15 protein-coding genes are annotated in these 19083 nt (G+C 62.3%); 4 read left to right on the top strand and 11 right to left on the bottom strand.

Translation table 11 applies throughout. The features are described from left to right. Positions 1–56: 56 nt before the first annotated feature. Positions 57–2771, bottom strand: coding sequence for a PD-(D/E)XK nuclease family protein (locus MchiMG62_RS08485; protein WP_221056587.1), 2715 nt, complete (start codon positions 2769–2771; stop codon positions 57–59). A 356-nt stretch (positions 2772–3127) separates the two neighbouring features. Between MchiMG62_RS08485 and MchiMG62_RS08490 the strand changes: the two genes are divergently transcribed. Further along, positions 3128–3724, top strand: a complete 597-nt coding sequence (locus MchiMG62_RS08490; protein WP_221056588.1) for an HD domain-containing protein — start codon at positions 3128–3130, stop codon at positions 3722–3724. 321 nt (positions 3725–4045) lie between these two features. Here MchiMG62_RS08490 and MchiMG62_RS08495 read toward each other — a convergent pair whose 3' ends face one another. From MchiMG62_RS08495 to MchiMG62_RS08515, 6 genes are all read right to left on the bottom strand, one after another. Beyond that, positions 4046–5407: an APC family permease gene (locus tag MchiMG62_RS08495; RefSeq protein ID WP_221056589.1), complete on the bottom strand. Its 1362-nt coding sequence runs from the start codon at positions 5405–5407 to the stop codon at positions 4046–4048. A 139-nt stretch (positions 5408–5546) separates the two neighbouring features. Beyond that, positions 5547–7448: a glycoside hydrolase family 15 protein gene (locus MchiMG62_RS08500; protein WP_221056590.1), complete on the bottom strand. Its 1902-nt coding sequence runs from the start codon at positions 7446–7448 to the stop codon at positions 5547–5549. A 1-nt stretch (position 7449) separates the two neighbouring features. Next, on the bottom strand, positions 7450–8868 hold the full coding sequence (locus MchiMG62_RS08505; protein WP_221056591.1) for a sugar porter family MFS transporter: 1419 nt from the start codon (positions 8866–8868) through the stop codon (positions 7450–7452). 307 nt (positions 8869–9175) lie between these two features. Continuing rightward, positions 9176–9307, bottom strand: coding sequence for a hypothetical protein (locus MchiMG62_RS13320; protein ID WP_280636148.1), 132 nt, complete (start codon positions 9305–9307; stop codon positions 9176–9178). 289 nt (positions 9308–9596) lie between these two features. Continuing rightward, entirely contained in the window at positions 9597–9758 is a 162-nt protein-coding gene (locus MchiMG62_RS08510; RefSeq protein ID WP_221056592.1) for a hypothetical protein, read from the bottom strand. A gap of 362 nt (positions 9759–10120) precedes the next feature. Next, complete coding sequence (locus tag MchiMG62_RS08515) at positions 10121–10450, bottom strand: DMT family transporter (protein WP_221056593.1); 330 nt, start codon at positions 10448–10450, stop codon at positions 10121–10123. A gap of 130 nt (positions 10451–10580) precedes the next feature. Here MchiMG62_RS08515 and MchiMG62_RS08520 point away from each other — a divergent pair, with 130 nt between their 5' ends. Further along, a complete protein-coding gene (locus MchiMG62_RS08520) occupies positions 10581–10805 on the top strand; it encodes a ferredoxin (RefSeq protein ID WP_244987644.1) in 225 nt (74 codons plus the stop codon). Between the two features lie 432 nt (positions 10806–11237). Here the strand turns inward: MchiMG62_RS08520 and MchiMG62_RS08525 are convergent, their stop codons facing one another. Genes MchiMG62_RS08525 through hxlB form a run of 3 tightly spaced genes read right to left on the bottom strand, consistent with a single transcriptional unit; the run spans position 11238 to position 13996 of the window. Next, complete coding sequence (locus MchiMG62_RS08525; RefSeq protein ID WP_221056595.1) at positions 11238–12275, bottom strand: M42 family metallopeptidase; 1038 nt, start codon at positions 12273–12275, stop codon at positions 11238–11240. 7 nt (positions 12276–12282) lie between these two features. Continuing rightward, on the bottom strand, positions 12283–13389 hold the full coding sequence (locus tag MchiMG62_RS08530) for a pyridoxal phosphate-dependent aminotransferase (RefSeq protein ID WP_221056596.1): 1107 nt from the start codon (positions 13387–13389) through the stop codon (positions 12283–12285). A gap of 7 nt (positions 13390–13396) precedes the next feature. After that, entirely contained in the window at positions 13397–13996 is a 600-nt protein-coding gene (gene hxlB, locus MchiMG62_RS08535) for a 6-phospho-3-hexuloisomerase (RefSeq protein ID WP_221056597.1), read from the bottom strand. Positions 13997–14536: 540 nt separating this feature from the next. Here hxlB and MchiMG62_RS08540 point away from each other — a divergent pair. After that, positions 14537–17155, top strand: a complete 2619-nt coding sequence (locus tag MchiMG62_RS08540) for an ATP-dependent helicase (protein ID WP_221056598.1) — start codon at positions 14537–14539, stop codon at positions 17153–17155. Beyond that, the gene (locus MchiMG62_RS08545; protein ID WP_074369917.1) at positions 17152–17868 is read left to right on the top strand and encodes a metallophosphoesterase; all 717 of its coding nucleotides are present in this window, start codon (positions 17152–17154) and stop codon (positions 17866–17868) included. Before MchiMG62_RS08540 ends, MchiMG62_RS08545 begins: the two co-directional genes overlap by 4 nt. Positions 17869–18167: 299 nt before the next feature. Here the strand turns inward: MchiMG62_RS08545 and MchiMG62_RS08550 are convergent, their stop codons facing one another. After that, positions 18168–18767 (bottom strand): DUF2179 domain-containing protein, encoded by a 600-nt coding sequence (locus tag MchiMG62_RS08550; RefSeq protein ID WP_074369918.1) that lies wholly within the window; start codon positions 18765–18767, stop codon positions 18168–18170. Positions 18768–19083 lie beyond the last annotated feature (316 nt).

A 19083-nucleotide genomic window follows, 5' to 3' on the forward strand; every position in this document is an offset into this window, starting at 1 on the left:
GACTCGTTTCGGCCGGGAAGCGCCGCGTCCCGTGTTTCTCCTCCGGAACCCCGCCGTTAAAGATTCTCCTCTTCAATCCCCCGGACCGCTCGACCAATCTCGGCAAAGACCCGCTCCTCGTCCACCTCAATCTCCGCCCAGCGGTCGGCATCGACGAAGTAGAGGTAGGGCGTGACCGGACTCCCGAGGAACTGGCCGGCGGCATGGCAGTAGACCGTCATCTGGATCGCATAATCCGCGGCGTCCCCCGGCGTCCCGGTCTTGTAGTCGATGAGCATCCAGGCGCCGTTCAGCCGCTGCACCAGCCGGTCGATGACCCCCCTGAACGCAATCCCGTTCACCCGCACCAGAAACGGCACCTCACGGTGGTCGCGGACGATCCCCTGCATCAGGGGGGAGGCGAGGAACCGGGAGTAGAGTTCCCGGTACTCCGGTGCCCGGATGGGATCCAGCCCATGCCGCCGCAGCACCGCGGCGGGATCGCGGCCGCGGAAGACCTCGTGGACGGCGAGACCTCGAATTAGGGCGTCATCCCCGGCGGCGAACCCCGGCAGCCGGGACTCTGCCGGGCCGCGGAGGTGCGCCTCGATCTCGCTTGCCGAGTAGACACGCTCCCCCTCTCCGTTCGGGGGAACGCCCGGCGGGACAACCGCCGTGGGGATATCGTCCCGTAGCGGGAGACCGGGCGGGGTGGTCTCCCGCGCGTCGGCCGGGATCGCCGCGGGATCGAGAGCAGGCGGGATGCGGAGCGTCTCGGTGACGGACTCACCCCGCGCGATGGAGGCACAGGCCTGCCGGATTGCCGCGAGCCCGGAGTCCGGGAGATCGCCGTTCCCCCACATCCCCGGGGAGAATGCCTCACGGACGGCGTCCACAAACCCGGAACGGATCACCGGGGTCGCACCGTCGGTCGCGGGGTAACTCAGGTAGATCCTGGAGCGGGCGGAGAGCAAGGCGGCGGTGAAGTAATACCGCTCCTCCCGGAGGATATCCTCCCTCGACCGCGCCCCAGAGCGCTGGGTCCCGGCATCGGCGGTGAACGGGGGCGGGGTGGTCAGCTGCGGCATCACGCCCTCGACGAGGTTGCCGATGAAGAGGTAGGGGACGGCGAGGTGCGCAACCTCCCGGACGCCGACCACCTGGACGCCGCCGCTGTTCCGGCGACGGGCTGTCCGGGTTCCGGCGGCAAGTTGCGCGAGCAGGGAGGAGAACTCCGCAAGAGATATCTTCTCTTCCGGCAGCAACCGGGCGAGGCGTTCGAACGACGCGAGAAGATTGATGAACTCCCCGAGAAGATCGGGATCGCCCATCTTTGACATAACCGGAGCCTGCCACCGCTCGATGAGGGAGCGATAGACGGCGATATGGTCGGCGAGCGTCTTCGTCCCATCGAGCATCGAGAGATCGGCAAAGAGCGTCCCGACGGCGTCCCGTGCCGACGCTATCGAGACCGCCTTTGCTGCGAGCCGGGATCTCGCGGGTTCCGGGGTTTCCGGTCGGTCTCGCTCATCTTCGACGGTGCGGAGAAGCGCGGCAAACTGCTCGTCCCAGGAGGCCGCCCCGGCGGTTATCCGGGCCTCCCGGGAGAGGAGATCGAGATCGCAGCCGCATGTGATCGGTAGGAATGGAGAGGCCGCGAGCGCGACGACGTCCTCCCGCCGGTAACCGCGGGCAGGAACCGCGGCGACGTCGAGCAGTGCCCTGACGAGCGGCAATGCAGAGAGCGGCCGGCCGTCGGACGCAACGTATGGAACCCCGAATTCGGGGAAGACCGCCTCCACGCAAGGCAGCGCCGATGCTAAGTCGGGGAACGCGACCGCGATCTCGCCCGGCCGCACGCCGGCGGCGACCAGATCGCGGATCTCCTGCGCGATCGCCCGGACTTCGTCGAGCCCGTCACGTCGTTCTGCGAGGCGGATGCAGCCGCCGCAGTCAGCGGACTTGGCCCGGGAGAAGAGGAGGGCAAGGCGTGAGCGGCGCGTGTCCGGGGCATCCCCGGAGATGACCGTATCCGGGAGCAGCCATTCGCCGTCATCGGCAAAGACCACCGGATTTCTGGCGTAGGGGATCGAGTAATGAAAATCCTCCGCAGATTCCCGCAGGGAAAGAAGCAGGTCGCGCTCGAGCGGCATCGGCTCGAAGAGACCGTAGACGAAGACCGTCCGGGGAGGGCGGGCATAATACCTGCCGGCTGTCCGCGGCATCGGCTCGAAGAGGCCGTAGATATAGACCGTCCGGAACCAGCCTGTGTCGGAGAGTATCCTGACCACACGGGCAAAGAGCGCGCGCTCGTCGACGAGGTCGTGCTCGTCGAGGAACCGGCGGTAGGCATCGAAGAGGCGGGCGATCTCGACGCATCTGGCGGTCGCGAGATCGTCGAGAGCGGCCGGGTAATCGACCTTCCACATGAGGATGGCCTCAAAAAGGGTCGCGAGTTCGTCGACCGCACCGGTGCCGGAAAGAAGCGGGTACTTGCCGGCGTCGAGGAGGCGGGCGAGGATGAGCCGGGACTCGGCCCCGGAGATCAGCGTTTCCGACGTCGCATAATCGAGAAAGATCTTCCGGGCGAACCCGGAGAGGGTCGTGACCGTGTCGGCGACGACCGGGACATCCTCTTCCCTGAGGCGGCGGACGATCTCCCGGGCAAGATGAGAGGTCGGGACGATGAAGACGGTGCCGAACGGATCGCGGGCGGCGGCTTTCCGGAACTCTGCGATGAACGCGTCGAGACCCTCTCCGGGCAACTGGCGGTACAGGATGGCGGGGGACATCCGATCTTCTCTCCTGAAGAGAAGTTGGGGTGGAAGAGGGATGAGTGTTGTTATTTGGGTCGGGGTGACGATCGAGATCGTCCAGTTTACGTGCGGGTGCAGAAAAGCAATGAGCGATCATGTTGTGTATATCAAAACCCCGATCCGGTATACGTAAATCAATTTCCGGGAACGTTTGTGGGTCATAAAACACACAATATGGCCCACAAATATTTTTGCGGGACACCGGTGACGCGCAACAATCGGACCCGGCCGGCCACCGGGACCGTGGTCTGCAGCGCCGTGACGGCGGCATGAGCGTGGGAACAGGACGACCGAAAGCGAATCTTTTCGATCCCGGAAGATAGAGATCTACCATGCATGAAGAGACGGCCGCGATGTTCGACCACGTCAGGACAGCGCTCCCGGAATCGGGGGCGCACGGGTTCGACCACACCCTCCGGGTCGTGCGCCTCTGCGAGCGGATCGGTGCCCGGGAGGGAGCGGATATGGCGATCCTCACCCCGGCCGCCCTCTTCCACGATATCGCCCGGCCCTTTGAGGAGGAGACAGGCGTTCCTCACGAGGAGGAAGGAGCGCGGATGGCGGAGTCCTACCTCCGCTCCGTCCGCTATCCCGAGGAGCGCATCCCGGGCATCGTCCACGCCATCCGTGCGCACCGCTACTCCTCGGGTATCGCCCCGGAGACCCTGGAGGCCCGGGTGCTCTCGGATGCGGACAACCTCGACGCGATGGGCGCGGTCGGGATCGCGAGGACGTTCATGCAATCCGGGGAGCAGGGACGGGATATTTCAGACGCAACCGGTCACTTCCACGACAAGCTGCTCAATCTCAGAGACCGCATGTACACAGAGATCGCCCAGAGTATCGCTGAAGAGAGGCACGCGTTCCTCCTTGCGTTTCTCGATGCACTGGATGACGAGATAGGCGCCCGAATCTCGTCGGATTCGTGATTGCAGAAGGAACCTCCGGACAGCGAGGAAATTCTTCCAGATCCTCGGAAAAAGAAACGCTTAACGGCCATACGGCCAGTATTTCTATCATGGATACCCGAATAATCGCTTTTTCCTCATCGGGCGCTCATATCCGGCGGTGCTGTCTACCTCGCGACCGCACCTCCGTCTCCCGAAGAGAAAGGGAAAATGAAGGGGAGACAGAGGACACCCTCTTCCCCGGTACGAGCGGCAGGCCTCCCACCGGCAGCAGATCCCTGTTGCGAGGGACGGTTCGTCATGCTCAAATCCAATGCTGGGTGCTGTCCGGCGGGAGAGTGTTCAGGGAGTCTCAACCCGCAATCTTCCCGGATCCTCGGAGACTTCTTCCACGGGCCGGCGGAGCAGAAGGCGTATCTCCCGGACAATCCTCTCTCCTTCCGGGGTATCCTCGAGGATGAAAAGGATCGAACCTATCAAAAGGGCACAGAGACCGAGCAGGACAATCGGCGGTGCGAGAGTGAGGAGCATCGCCATGCAGGACGCGGTGCCCAGCAGCGGGAAGAGGATGCCGAACGGAACGACAAAATAGCTCTTATTCGGGGGGAGCAGCGCCTCCTGCCTCACCAGAATGATCGCGCTTATGTTCACGAGCGTCATGGTGCTGAGGATCGTGACATTGGTGAGTTCTACGATGAAGGAGAGATTCCCGATCAGAATGAGGAGGAGCACAAGTCCGGCCCCGAGCAGGACGGAGTTGATCGGCTGGCCGTTCCGGATCCGGGCAAATCTTCCCGGGATCTGTTTTTCGCTCGCCATTTCCAGGATTATTCTCGAGGCTCCGATGATGTTGGCATTCGCGGACGAGAGCGTCGAGAAAAGTGCCCCCAGTGCAATGATAATCCCGCCGACGGATCCGAAGAGGACAACCGATGCATCGAAGACACTCTCGCTCCCGTACGAGGGAAGCTGTGCCGCGAGCAGTGCAACGACGACTCCCGTATATATCAGCGCCACGATTCCGATGGATGCAAGAGTGGCAAGCGGCACGTTCTTCGAGGAACTCTTCACCTCTCCACCCATCATGGCCACGACCTGAAACCCGATATAGGCAAAAAAGACCATCGTCACCCCCTGCAGCATGCTGCCCATGCCTCCCGGAAGGAATGGCTTGAAATCGGATACCTGGATGTGGACGAGCCCGACCAGTATCAGAACAACCAGGATTGCCACTTTCGAGGCGACGAGGGCGACTTCGATCCTTCCTGCTTCCGCGATCCCCCGGAGGTTGAGAGCCGTGAGCAGCACGAGGGCAGCGATGGCGCCGTACCGCGGATCGAGGCTCGTCCCAATCAGTAAGTTTACGTAGATTCCGAATCCGAGGAGGACAAAGGCAGTAGCGATGGTGACGCTGATATACATCGCCCATCCCGCGAGAAAACCCGGATAGGACCCAAGGATGCGCCGGGCGTAGAGATATCCGCCCCCATCCTCGGGATAAATGCTGGCGAGCGTTGCGTAGGAGAGAGCCGAGAAGACAACGATGAGACCGCAGAGAAGGTAGGAGAAAACTGCCGAAGGGCCGGCGATACCCACGATGAGGCCGCTCAGCACAAAAACCCCGGCACCCACCATATTTCCTACCGCAAACGCGATAGCAGCATACATGCTCAACCCTTTTGTCCGCTGTGCTCCGTTCTGCATTGTGCTCCGAATCCGGCTGGTCACACAAATAGATTACTGACGGCAGCTCTCGCTGTGCCCGGGTATGCCCGGACGAAGGCGTGGGCCGTCGCAACGGGGATGGTGAAGACGGCTGGAGAGGGAGCCTGCCTGCTCCGGTTCAGCGGCTGCGCTTATTACCCCCGCCGCCATGTCCTGCAGCATCCGCGGCGGCAGCGTGGTGCGGACTGACCATGCCGACGTATCCTGCGTGAGCAAGTGATACGGCAGCGTTGATGATCCCGATGTGCGAGAACGACTGCGGGAAGTTGCCCATATGGGTTCCGGTCACCGGCTGGAGTTCTTCGGCGTAGAGGCCGAGCGAACTGGCGCGTGCAAGGAGGTGCCTGAATATCCGGTGCGCCTCATTCGTGCGCCCGGCACGTATCAGCGCGTTGACGAGCCAGGCCGTGCAGACGACAAAGGTCCCTTCCTTCCCGGCCACGCCTTCCGGAGCGTCGACGTAGCGATAGCAGAGGCCGTCGACGACGAGGTGTTTCAACGTGGCGTCTATCGTCGAGATCATCCGTGGGTCATCCCCCTCGATGAAATTGATGATCGAGAGGCGCAGGTTCGCGGCATCGAGTTGCTCGTCTTCGTAAGACTGTTTGAACGCGCCCAATGCGTCGCTCCATCCCTTATCGAGCACTTCCTCGTGGATCATGCCGCGTTCGCGGCGCCAGCCTGCAAGATCGCCCGGGAGCCGCATCTCTTCCGCGATCTCGATCCCGCAGTCGAGGGCGAACCACATCATGGCTTTACTGTAGACGAAATGCCGCACGCCGCCCCTGACCTCCCAGAGCCCGCTGTCCCGGTTGTGCCAGTGGCGGACCACCCAGTCGAGCATCTGCCGTATCGTCCCCCAGAGCGGCGTCGGATCGTACTTCCCGATCCGCCAGGCGAACTGAATGGCGCCCATGACTTCCCCGTAGACATCGAGCTGCTCCTGGACCGCCGCCCGGTTCCCTATCCTCACCGGCCGGGAGTCGCGGTACCCCCTGAAGTGGTCGAGCACCTCTTCGGCGGTTCTGCTCTCCGGAATGATGGGGTACAGGATCGAGATGCCCGTTCCCTTCAGTTTGACCGTGCGCACAAGCCAGTCGAAGAACGGCTGCTCGTTATCGAGGTAGCCAGCAAGGAGGAGCGCGTACAGGGTGAACGATGCGTCACGTATCCAGGTGAAACGGTAGTCCCAGTTCCGTTCGCCGCCGAAGGTCTCGGGGAGCGATGTCGTCGGCGCCGCAACGATGGCGCCCGACGGTTCGTAGGTCATCAACTTGAGGGCGAGAGCGCTGCGAATCACGATATCGCGATACGGCCCATCGTAGGTGCAGGCGCCGCTCCACTGCCGCCAGTAATCGGTCGTCACCTTCAGGGAGTCTGCAGGCGTAAGCTGCGGCAGGGTGGCGTCGTCCTCCGTTGCGAGCGTAAACGCCGCCGTCTCACCCGCGTGAAGCGTGACCCGGCAGGTCAACGCTTCGTTCGCATCGTCCACCTGCCATGCGGCCGGCCCGGTGAGCGTATACCCGCCGAACACCGCCTGATTCTCCTGGAGTGCAAACTCCGGGGGCGTGCGGGCGTAGTTCGGTCGGGGAAGGCAGTTGCTGACGATCCCGGCCTTCCCGCCGGTGCATTCTGCTATGCGTACGATTCTGCCGGGAGCCGGTAGCCGGCGGAGGCGGGCAACACTTGCGATGTCCATAAAGTCCCGGACGATCACGGTTCCCCCCTTGCACTCGAAGGTCGTCTCAAGGATGTTCGTCGCCTCCCGATACCGGCGCGAACTCTCGAACGGCTCCTCAGGCTGTATGCTCCAGTAGCCGCCGCGGTCCGGATCGAGAATCCGGGCAAAGAGCGACGGAGAATCGAACCGGTGGAAGCAGAGCCAGTCGATGGATCCGCTGCTGCTGACGAGCGCCACGGTATGCCCGTTCCCGATCACCCCGTAGTCCTCGATCGGCCGGTACTCGTCATGGGACTGCACGGGAGCCTGCGACTTGTTCTGCCGGATCCGATCGGGCATATCAACCACGTGGTCCCGGTGCGCCCTTCAGTTCGCGGGGGTGCCTGCCGGCCCTGAAATGCTCTTCGATCTCTTCGAGCGTGAGCCCTTTCGTCTCGGGCACCAGCCTGAGGACGAAGAACCATGCTAAGAGGCCCACGAGTGCGTAGAGCCAGAAGACGCCGGCCTGTTCCAGTATTCCGACCAGCGTCAGGAACGTCAGGGTGATGAGAAAGTTCGCGCCCCAGTTGGCGACGGTCGCAACGCTCATGGCCCGCCCTCGCACGTTGAGCGGGTAAATCTCGGCGATCAGCAGCCAGAACACCGGCCCGAGGCCGATCGCGAACGAAGCGACGTACGCCATCAGGCTGACCGCGGTGATCAGCCCGAGGAGACTCCCGCTCTGAACCGCTCCACTAAGAGCAAACCCGGCCCCGAGCACGGCAAGACTCACGACCATGCCGGCGATCCCCGCAAGGAGAAGAGGACGGCGTCCTGTCCGGTCGACAAGCACGACGGCAGCGACGGTGGCGAGGACGTTCACGGCGCCGACGCCTGCAGTCGCTGCGATCGAGGCACCGGCAGAGTGCAGTCCTGCAAACTGGAAGATCGTCGGAGCGTAGTAGATGACGGTGTTGATGCCGGTCAACTGCTGCAGGACGGCCAGGCCGAAGCCGACGAACAGGGGCATTCGGATTGACGGTGCCAGCAGGTCCGACCATCTCCCGGCTTTCTGCACACCGTTCGACTTCGTGATCTCCTCGAGTTCACCCGATATCTCCCCGGTTCCACGGACCTTACGGAGAACGGCGGTTGCCCGGTCTGTCTGCTGCCGGGACACGAGCCATCGGGGGCTGTCCGGGAGCAGGAACATTCCGACGAGGAGAACCGTGGCCGGCACCGCACCGAAGGCAAACATGGCACGCCAGTCGCTGCTTGCGGAGAAGAGGTAATCAACCCCATAGGAGATGAGGATCCCGATCGTGATGAAGAGCTGATTGAGCGACACCATGCCGCCGCGGAGTGCCGAAGGCGCAATCTCCGATATATACAGAGGAACGACGAACGATGCGATGCCGATGGCCATGCCGATCAGTACGCGGCCGGCGAGGAAGACGGGCAGGCCCGGTGCAACGACGACGACACCCGTGCCTGCAAGGAACACGACCGATGCGGCGATGATCGAGAGACGTCGCCCGATCCTGTCGGCGAGGAGACCGCCGGCGATCGCACCCAGGATTGCGCCGACGAGCACAGAACTGGTCGCGATCTCTTCCAGGGTCGGCGGGAGAGCGAACTCGCCGGTGATGAAGAGGATCGCTCCTGAGATGACTCCCGTGTCGTACCCGAAGAGGAACCCTCCGACGGCCGCCACCGCAACGGCGACATAGACAAATGTCGTGAGACCGGATCTCTTCGGCTCTCCACCTCGTGCACTCATAATACCTCATTCACCTTCGATTTTTTAAGCGAATTGTCACGGGTCCCTTCATAGTCCGGGAGACACCGCCATTGCATATTCCCGATCCAGTAGACCCGGAATGGAGGAACATCCTCTGAATGGAGTAAGGAGTGCCTATCGAGCATTTTCATATCCATTCAAATAATAATCGCACAGCCAGCAGTTTTTCATCAGGCTTCATTCACGCATACATAAAGGTAGTGGCACTACCATCATACCCTGCAGATCGTCCATCTAGAACAGCGGCGGTGGGGATTATAAGGCGGGCTGGAGATACGCACCCCGTTTACCTGGCCCACTTGATCTCACTCTGATCGATGAGTCTGCGGCCGCGAACATTCACCCGGTCCATGTTTGCGAGTTCCTCGTCGATAGCGTACAGCCAGACGAGTCCGGCCAGGGCCAGACGGGGTTGCATACCCGATCGACTGGGTGTCTCATAGACTGGAGTGTACACTGGTACCGATCTCCAGGCTATCCGGATACGGGGCCGATCTGAACGGAACAATCTCACGATGTAACAGGAGCGACTGTTGTGCAGGAGATAGACCGAGATAATCGGTTTGCCGGATTTCGGTCACCCTGCGGGATCCGACACCCCGGCCGTCACTCGTCTACACCAGATCTCTCCTGCCAGGGTGTACAGGACGCTTCCTGGCCAGTGCAGATTGCGCCTGCCTTCCGGTACGATTACGGGGAATCGTGTTTCACCAACGGAATCCAATCCTCCCCAGCACCGAGACTTTGACGGTGTCGTTCACCGGCAGCGCAAAAATACCGGCGAATAGGACGACGAGGAGGGTTATACGAGGGGAGACCGGGGCGATCCCGGGAACCCCGACGATCGTTATCATCGCAATGACAACCATATCGATAACGATAGCTCAAAGAAGGGGTTTGCCGGGCATCGAACGCCAGAACCGACCCCGCTCCCTCACAACGAAGAACGTGAACATCCCCGAGTGGAATATACGGAGAGCGCCCGGAGCATCGCCGAAGAGAGGCACGCGTTTCTGTTTGCGTTTCTTGACGCCCTGAACGGCGAGATATGCACCCAAAACCCGCAGGACCCAATACTTCGCTAGTTTTGGCACCCGGTATCGAGCGATGGGGTCCCGTGGATGCCTTAACACGGGTTGGCTGCACCCGGACACCAAACTTCACGTGAAATGACCGGTGTAGATAATGATACAGTCTCACATGAAGTGCGACGGGCCGGCACGGCCCTCCTTCACGCATCCGAACAGAACCGCAGCCCCACGATCCCCGCTACGATCAGGAAGATGCAGAGGAGGCGGATGACGCTCCTGGACTCGCCGAAGAACACGATCCCGGCGATGACCGTTCCTACCGCCCCGATACCCGTCCAGACAGCATACGCCGTCCCGATAGGGAGGGTGGTGAGCGACCGCGAGAGGAGGTAAAAACTCCCGACCATCAGGATGATGGTCGCCACCGACGGCCCAACCTTCGTGAACCCTTCGGTATACTTGAGGCCAAGCGCCCAGCCGGTCTCCAGGAGCCCGGCAAAGAACAGAGTGATCCAGGCGGTATTCTGCATGATTCCTCTTTTATTTGGTCCGGAAAATGATATACCTTCTCCACCCGGAAGATCATGCGAGTCATCTGCTTCCGTCACGTTTAACAGGGATGAGTGCCCTCCCGGAGATCCAGAGGAGGTATGGAGTGTGGTGAAGATAACCATCGACAGGCCGGGATGCATCAGCTGCGAGTCGTGCTGGACGCTCTGTCCGGACGTCTTCGAACAGGATTCAAACGACGACCTGAGTTCGGTCACGGAACAGTACCGGGTCGACGGCAACCCCGCGGAGGGGGAGGTGCCCGACGACCTCACCGACTGCGCCCAGGAAGCCGCCGATTCGTGTCCGGTTACGATCATCTTCGTCGAAGAATGAGGCTATCCGGCCGGCGGCGCAACTACCGGCGCCGAACAATTGTTATTCCCATGGTCGGACAAGAACTATAACCTTCGAGAGCTATGGGGGGGTTGCCTGGGAGAGGAATCAACCAGAAGGTGCCTCACCATGAGGCAACAGTTCACAGGCCCAGGCGGTTAAGGCCTGAGAACACCAAAAATGCTGCACCCATGGACCGAAAAGCACCCCGGACACGATCCCGCCTCCCGGGCACACCGATTCTTCAGACTCACCAGCGTGGTTCTGCCACATCAGCGAGCGCTCCCGCGTCGTCGTTCCCTCCACGGCGATTGTCCCACGGTGCACTGCAACGTGATACTTCCGTATTTCGATTGCGTCGTTGCTGACGGGGGGAGACAGCAGTGTGATCTCTAACGGAAGGATCTCTCCTGAACAAAAAAGAGGGTTGTATCAGAGCGCAGGTTTGCTCTTCAGCGCCTCGACGAGGAGCCGGACCCCCGCCTCGATATCGGCGGTATCGACCACCTCGACCGGGGAGTGGATATAGCGAGCCGGGATCGAGAACGGGATGCTCGGGATACCGCCCCGCTCCAGGTGGATGATCGTCGCGTCGGTGTTGCCGCCGGTGCCGACCTCGAGCTGGCAGGGGATGTCGTTCTTCTCCGCGGTCTCGCGGAGCCACGCGGTCATCCTCGGATCGGCCATCAGCCCGCGCCCGCTCGCGCTGACGAGAACCAGGACCGGCCCTTTGCCCATCTCGACGCTCGCATCCTTCTTCTCGATCCCGGGATGGTCGCCGGGGATGGTGACGTCGGTCGCGATCGCGCAGTCGGGGTTTAACGAGTAGGCGCTCACCTTCGCGCCTTTCAGCCCCAGCTCCTCCTGGACGGTAAAGACAGCGTAGATCGTGTGGGGCGACTTCGCCTGCTGCAGCGCCCGGATGAGCATCGCGACGCCGACCCGGTTATCGAGCGCTTTACCCGTGACGCGGGTGCCGGCAAGTTCGGTGTACTCGCGGTCGATGGTGATCGGGGTGCCGATCTCGATCCCGAGACCCTTCACCTCCTCCTCGCTCGTTGCGCCCACGTCGACGAACATATTCTCGATCTTGATCTCCTTCTTGCGCTCCTCCTCTTTCATGACGTGCGGGGGTTTTGCGCCGAGGACGCCCATGACCGGCCCCTTCTTCCCGTGCAGGATCACCCGCTGGCAGTAGAGCACCGGCCCGAACCATCCCCCGATGGGGACGACCCGGATGAACCCTTTCTCATCGATGTACTGCACCATCAGGCCGATCTCGTCCATGTGGGCGGCGAGCATGACGGAGAAGTCGTCGCCGCGCTTCACGGCAATCAGGTTCCCCATCGTGTCCTCGCGGAGCTCGTCGACGACACCTGCAAGTTCCGCCCTGACGATATCCCTGATGTTTCCTTCACTGCTGCTGACGCCGTGGGCGTCGGATAACTTCCTGAGTAACTCTTTCACCATTCTTCTCTCACCCCATCAGTTCCCCGAGACGCCCGACCGCGCGGGAGAGGTTCTCCCGGGAGGTCGCGTAGCTGAAGCGCGCGTACTCGGGTGCCCTCGAACCGAATGCCTCGCCCGGCACAATGATGACGCCAGCATCGATGGCCTTCTCGATAAGGTTTCGCCCCATCGGGACGAACATGTAGAACGCACCTTCCGGCCGGGGGAAATCGAACCCGAGACCGGTCAGCCCGTCGTAGAGGAGGTCGCGTCGGGCGCGGTACTCATTGCGCATCCGCACGACCGGCTCCTGGTCGCCGGTGTATGCGGCGAGCGCGGCATACTGCGAGATCGAGGTCGCGCACGCCTGGGCGTACTGGTGCACCTTGAGGAACTCCGGGATGTAATCCTCGGGTGCTGCAAGGTAGCCGACCCGCCACCCGGTCATGGCGTAGGTCTTGCTCGCGGCGTTGACGGTGATGACGTCGTCGCCGAACCGGGCCGCGCTGAAGTGTTCTTTCTCGTAGACGAAGTGCTCGTAGACCTCGTCGGAGACGACGGTGACCTTACGATCGTTTGCATACTCCACGAGGGCGCGGATCGACTCCTCGCTCTCGACCGCGCCCGTCGGGTTTGCGGGAGAGTTCAGGACGAAGATCCGTGCACCGTCCATCTGCTCCTTCGCCCGTTCAACGTCAATGTGCAGGGTCGCGTCGAGCCCGACGCCCTCGGGCTTTCCGCCGGCAATGGTCGCAAGGGCGGCATAGGAGACGAACCCCGGGTCGGTGAAGAGGACGCGGTCGCCCGGGTCGACGAGCGCCTCCATCACGAGGTGGAGCGCCTCGCTTCCTCCCGCCGTGACCAGGATCTGCTCCGGCCGGCAGGCGAGGCTGTTCTCGCGCGCGAGTTTCTCGCAGATAGCCTCCCGGAGTTCAATGATCCCGGCATTCGGGGTGTAGCCGGTTCTCCCCTCCCTGATGGCGCTGATCGCGGCCATCTTGATGTGATCGGGCGTATCGAAGTCCGGCTGTCCGATGCCGAGGTTGATCGCGTCCGGGCCTCCGGCTTCGAAGAGTTTGCGGATCCCCGACATCTCCACGCTTTTGACCCGGTCGGCATACCTGTGTTCGTTCATGATTACCTCACTCGATGTTCGCGTGGCGGCACTGGAGGTCTTCGGGCCGGCACTGGGTGATCTCCATCAGCCGCGATATGATCGCGTCCGCAAAGACCATGGCGGTCGTCTCGAAGATGGTGCCGAGCGGCGCGAACGACTTGTGCTCGCCCATCATCTGCCGGATCTCGAACTCCGCAGACTCGTCGGCCACCTTGTCCCGCTGACTCTCGATGATGACGATGCAGTCGGCGATACGCCCGATCCGCGAGTCTTTCTTTGACGTGATGAGGCAGATCCTCCCGCCGATCTCCTTTGCGGTCTCCGAGATATCCGCAACCGTCTTGGTCGCGCCGGATCCGGAGAAGACGATAATGACGTCTCCCGGCTTCATGGCCGGGGTCACGGTCTCCCCGACGACGAATGCGGAGAGCCCGAGGTGCATCAGGCGCATGGCAAACGATTTCGCTACAAGCCCGGAGCGCCCGGCGCCCATGGTGTAGATGCGGTTTGCGTTCAGGATCTCGGCGAGAAGCATATCGATCTCGTCGTCGGACATCACGTCCGCTATCGTCCTGATCTTGGTCGCCATCAACCGCATCATGTTCTTAACCGGGTGATTTGTCATCGTAATTCCGTTATTAAGTTTCACCAGATCATACATTAGAATATCCCAGACGCCCCGTGACGGGGGCGGCCGCCCTCTTCCCCCCGGGTTCGCCGGGACACGGCACAGGAGGGGACGGTAATTGCCGAAAATGGGGACAGCAACCATTATCCCGCAGAGAGGGGGTCGCGGGTTTCGTCCGGCCGCCCGGCGGATCGGATATCGGTTAAATCGGGCAATAAATCCAATACCGACGCAATAAACCCGCAATATATCATCCATCCACCACGGCAGATCGCTTCTGGAGATGCAAAAGGCTATTGTGGATGATTGCAAAATACATACAAAATTCGGCACGACGCTCCGGCCGCAACAGGAGGATTACAGCTGTCAGAACTCATTTTTGCAGCACCACACCCCAATTTCGACGCCCCATTGCGCCGATGCGGGTAAATTCTCCCGGATATGGAGCGGATCAGGGATTACGCGGGCCTGCCGTTCCCCGCAACCATATGCGGGGGGGCGCACGGCGGGACTCAAGGGACGACAAGAGGTAACAGGATGGAGAAGCGGCCGGAAAGGCATTCGAACGAGGAGATCCTCGATCTCCTCGACGAGAACGCACGGGAATGGTGCATACGAAGACTGGACGGGCGGTTCACCCCGCCGCAGCGGATGGCAGTCCCGCTCATCCACGAGAGAAAGAACGTCCTCATCTGTTCGCCGACCGGGTCGGGAAAAACCCTCTCGGCGTTTCTTGCAATCATCGACGACCTCTTCGTCCGGGCACGGGCAGGAGTACTCGAAGACAGCGTCTACTGCCTTTATGTCTCGCCGCTCAAGTCGCTTGCAAACGACATCCACAAGAACCTCAGCCAGCCGCTCGACGGGATCGCCGAGGTTGCCCGCGAGCGCGGGATCGACCACACCCCGCTCCGCCACGCCATCCGGCACGGGGACGTCTCGCGGGCGGATAAGGCAAAGATGGCGCGAAGACCCCCGCACATCCTCAACATCACCCCCGAGACCCTCGGGATCCTCTTGAACTCCCCGAAGTTCCGCGAGAATCTCCGGACGGTCCGGTGGGTTGTCGTCGACGAGATCCACTCCCTCGCGGGCTCGAAACGCGGCGTGCACCTCTCGGTGAGCCTTGAACGGCTCGAAGAACTGGTGAAGGAGACCGGCGGCGGTTTTACCCGGATAGGCTGCTCGGCGACGATCGAACCCCTCGCCGAGGTCGGCCAATTCCTGGTCGGCGCCGGACGCGAGGTGGAGATCGTCGACACCCGGTTCGCGCGGGAGTTCGACCTCAAACTCCTCTGTCCGGTTCCCGATCTCATCGACACCACTCCCGAAGACCTATCGCGGCATCTTTATTCGACGATCCACCGTCTCGTCCAGGAGCACAGCAACACGCTCGTCTTCACGAACACCAGGAACGGTGCCGAACGGATCCTCCACAACCTCCGCGTCCGCTACCCCGAATGGTACACGGAGGAGAACACAGGCTGCCACCACGGCTCGATGGGGACGGAGGGGAGGCTCTCCGTCGAGGAGCGGCTCAAATCAGGGAGGGTGAAGGTGGTGACGACCTCGACGTCGCTCGAACTCGGGGTCGACATGCCGCACGTCGACCTCGTCCTCCAGGTAGGCTCCCCGAAATCCGTCGCGGCGCTCCTCCAGCGGGTCGGGCGGGCCGGCCACCGCCTCGGCGAGGTGGTGAAGGGGCGGATCGTCGTCCTCGACCGGGACGAACTCGTCGAGTGCGCGGTGATGCTCCGGGAGGGGCAGAACGGGTTCGTAGACCGGATCCACATCCCGGAGAACTGCCTCGACGTTCTCACGCAGCACGTCTTCGGGATGGCGCTCGACGGGGAGGCGCAGATCGATGGGATGCTCGAGATTATTCGCCGGTCGTACTGCTATCGGGACCTCGAGGAGGAAGACCTGATGAGCGTCGTCCGCTACCTCGCCGGGGAGTACGCAGGGCTCGAGGAGCGGCGGATCTACGCGAAGATCTGGCACGACGAGGAGACCGGGACGGTGCGAAAGCGGGGGCGGAACGCCCGGATGATCTACTTCCTCAACTCCGGGACGATCCCCGACGAGTTCTCCTGCGACGTCCTCACCCGTGACGGGATCTTTGCCGGCAACCTGGACGAGAAGTACCTGGAGCGGATGAACAAGGGCGACGTTTTCGTCCTCGGCGGGCGGCGCTACCGGTTCGCCTACCGCCGGGGCGGGAAACTCTACGTCGACCCGACGACCGACCGGCCGACGATCCCGAGCTGGTTCTCGGAGAAACTCCCGCTCTCGTTCGATCTCGGGCTCCACGTCCTCCGGTTCAAGGAGATGATGCTTCGCGCGATGGCGAGGGGGGAGACGGAAGAGATCGTCGAGGATCTCCTCGCCGAGTATCCCATCGACGAGAACAGCGCCCGGAGCATCTGCGCGATCTTCGAGCAGCAGGTGCTTTATCTGGGCGACGAAGCCGTCCCGACGTTGAACCGGATCGTCGTTGAGGAGCAGGTCGATCAAGAGAACCATCGCAGGCTCTACTACTTCATGACCAACTACGGGCTGCGGTTCAACGACGGGTTCTCGCGGATCGTCGCCTTCACGATCGCACGGGACGTGACGACGAACGTCTCGGTCGGGATCAGCGATACCGGGTTTCTGGTCTCGATCCCCCTCGAGAAACGGGCCGACCCCGCACGCATCCTCCGGGCTATCCGGGCCGACGAGTGCAACGAGATCCTCGAGGAGGCCGTCGGGGACACCCAGCTCTTAAAACGGGTCTTCCGGATCAACGCCGCCCGGTCGTTCATGATCCTCCGTAACTACATGGGCAGGCGGAGGAGCGCCCGGCGCCAGCAGGTGAGCGCCGATATGCTGATCTCGTTTGCCAAACGGCTCCCCGGGTTCGCCGTGATGCGGGAGACCTACCGGGAGGTGATCGAGGATCGGTTCGAGGCGGAGAACATCCGGCGGATCGTCGACGGGATCGGTGCCGGTGAGATCGAGGTCGTCCTGACCCGCACCGCGTCCCCGAGCCCGCTCGCGTTCGGGATCGCGACGCTCGGCGTCTCCGATGCGGTCTACGCGCAGGACAAACTCTCGATGCTCCGCGAGTTCCAGCGCCGGGTGATGAGCAGCATCGGCGGCGAGGCGGCGGCATGAACGCGGTCACGGAGACCGAACTCCTATCCCGGTTCGGTTTTTATAAGGGCGCGCTCTACGTCAGGGAGGAGTCCCTCTGCGTCGTCTCCGACGTCCATATCGGGCTTGCAGAGGCGCTCTACCGGCAGGGGCTCCACTTCCCGCTCCACGAGGAGGAGACGCTGCTCGAGCGGTTCGAGGCGATCCTCGGCCGGTTCAAGCCGGGGGTCTTCGTACTCGGCGGAGACATCTTCCACGCCTTCGATCGGGTGAGCCGGGATGTGAAGGAGACGTTTGAGACGATCCTCGCGACGCTCCGGGCGGAGTGCGAGGTCGTCCTCGTCCGGGGATCGCACGACGTCATGCTGCCGACGATCCGGGGAGGGACGGTCGAGCGCTACGACCGCGGCGGCTACACGGTGGTTCACGGCGATCAGGCGGTCGACGACCACGGGACGCTCATCATCGGCCACGACCACCCGGCGATCGAGATCGATCTCGCCCGGTTCCCCTGCTTCCTCTACGGCGAGGGCGTGGTGCGCGGGAACGACCTCATCGTATTGCCGGCCTATAACCCGCTCTCTCCGGGCGTCACGATCAACTACGCAAAGAGCCGCGACTTCCTCTCGCCCGTCCTCCGCCGCGTGGATGCAGGCGCCCTGCAACCGGTGGTGGAGGTCGACGGCGAGACGGTCGTCCTCCCGCCGCTCGCGGGCATCCGGCGGTTTGCATAAGATTACGCCGCCGGGACCAGGACACTCATTCAAAACTTATCGAGTTTTCATGCGAAGGACGACGGCCCTTCGGCCTGTCGCCCTTCGCGGCTTCGCGTCTTTCGCGTGAGGCCGTATTGTTACCCATCCCGGTTATCTTACGCGAGGCCGCGAAGGGCGACTTCCCCGCAGGGTGCGACGGAGACAGCCGGCATCTCCAGATTTGACGGCTTCGCATGAGACATCAGCGCCCCCTCAGGGAAAATGGGAAAACGGGGGTGTGAAACAGTCCTGTAGCACCGCGATAACCTACGAAAGGCTTACTTCCCCCTCCGGATGACTCTTCCGAAGGAGAACGGTGTCGGGCCCGGCACGGTTGCCGGAAACGTCCCCTCCGCCGCCCGCCGAACGTCCTCGATCGAGTAGAACGCCCTGGGGTTGAACTCATGGATGGCGTCCTCCACGTCGCGCATGTTTTTGCGCTTGACCACCGAGAAGATCACCTTGCCCGGCCCCTGCTTCCCGTGGGCGTCGAGGACGGTCACCCCGTAGCCTGCGGCGCGGAGGTAGTCGATAAGGTTCGTCGCGTCGCGCTGCGTGATGATCCGGATGAGCGCGAGCCCCATCGCCAGCCGCTCCTCGACAAGCATCCCGACGTAGTTCCCGGTGGCGAACCCGGCCGCGTAGGCGAAGTAGTTGAGAGGGTTCGTGAGGTTCTGAAAGATCTGGCCGACGGCAATGATCCAGATGAAGACCTCGACGAACCCGAGGATAGGGGCGACCACCTTCATCCCGCGGGAGACGAAGATGATCCGCATCGTCCCGATGGTGACGTCGCAGATGCGTGCGAGAAAGATGAAGACCGGGACGACGACCAGGGAGAAGAACTCCGGGTCGATACCTGGGACGGCACCGAGCATGGATCATGGTTGACGAGCAGGCGATATATTATTATCCATATTCAAATATATGCCGGATGCAAAAGATCCCATAAAACCAATATTTGGAGATATCAGTTGAAAATGACGGGAGAACGGGAGAGTCCGACACGCAGATCGTACGGAAGGGCGCGGTACCCGGATCTTCGCCCGCTTCCCGAACAGGGTAACTCCTCCCGTCGGCGCCGGAAGCGGCCGGGGATCCGCCCGCCGTACGTGCGAACGCATGAGCACCGTGAGATCGTCGTAAACCGCATTCCAACCACGTTTTCAGCCGATTTCTCCCTACAGCCGGGGT

Origin of the sequence: Methanoculleus chikugoensis (assembly GCF_019669965.1) — an archaeon.
Taxonomy (GTDB): domain Archaea; phylum Halobacteriota; class Methanomicrobia; order Methanomicrobiales; family Methanoculleaceae; genus Methanoculleus; species Methanoculleus chikugoensis.

Bases quoted from the DNA above. Each gene is read 5' to 3' on its own strand.
- MchiMG62_RS08485 (WP_221056587.1), bottom strand. From the start codon at position 2,771: ATGTCCCCCGCCATCCTGTACCGCCAGTTGCCCGGAGAGGGTCTCGAC.
- MchiMG62_RS08490 (WP_221056588.1), top strand. From the start codon at position 3,128: ATGCATGAAGAGACGGCCGCGATGTTCGACCACGTCAGGACAGCGCTC.
- MchiMG62_RS08495 (WP_221056589.1), bottom strand. From the start codon at position 5,407: ATGCAGAACGGAGCACAGCGGACAAAAGGGTTGAGCATGTATGCTGCT.
- MchiMG62_RS08500 (WP_221056590.1), bottom strand. From the start codon at position 7,448: ATGCCCGATCGGATCCGGCAGAACAAGTCGCAGGCTCCCGTGCAGTCC.
- MchiMG62_RS08505 (WP_221056591.1), bottom strand. From the start codon at position 8,868: ATGAGTGCACGAGGTGGAGAGCCGAAGAGATCCGGTCTCACGACATTT.
- MchiMG62_RS13320 (WP_280636148.1), bottom strand. From the start codon at position 9,307: ATGCAACCCCGTCTGGCCCTGGCCGGACTCGTCTGGCTGTACGCTATC.
- MchiMG62_RS08510 (WP_221056592.1), bottom strand. From the start codon at position 9,758: ATGGTTGTCATTGCGATGATAACGATCGTCGGGGTTCCCGGGATCGCC.
- MchiMG62_RS08515 (WP_221056593.1), bottom strand. From the start codon at position 10,450: ATGCAGAATACCGCCTGGATCACTCTGTTCTTTGCCGGGCTCCTGGAG.
- MchiMG62_RS08525 (WP_221056595.1), bottom strand. From the start codon at position 12,275: ATGGTGAAAGAGTTACTCAGGAAGTTATCCGACGCCCACGGCGTCAGC.
- MchiMG62_RS08530 (WP_221056596.1), bottom strand. From the start codon at position 13,389: ATGAACGAACACAGGTATGCCGACCGGGTCAAAAGCGTGGAGATGTCG.
- hxlB (WP_221056597.1), bottom strand. From the start codon at position 13,996: ATGACAAATCACCCGGTTAAGAACATGATGCGGTTGATGGCGACCAAG.
- MchiMG62_RS08540 (WP_221056598.1), top strand. From the start codon at position 14,537: ATGGAGAAGCGGCCGGAAAGGCATTCGAACGAGGAGATCCTCGATCTC.
- MchiMG62_RS08545 (WP_074369917.1), top strand. From the start codon at position 17,152: ATGAACGCGGTCACGGAGACCGAACTCCTATCCCGGTTCGGTTTTTAT.
- MchiMG62_RS08550 (WP_074369918.1), bottom strand. From the start codon at position 18,767: ATGCTCGGTGCCGTCCCAGGTATCGACCCGGAGTTCTTCTCCCTGGTC.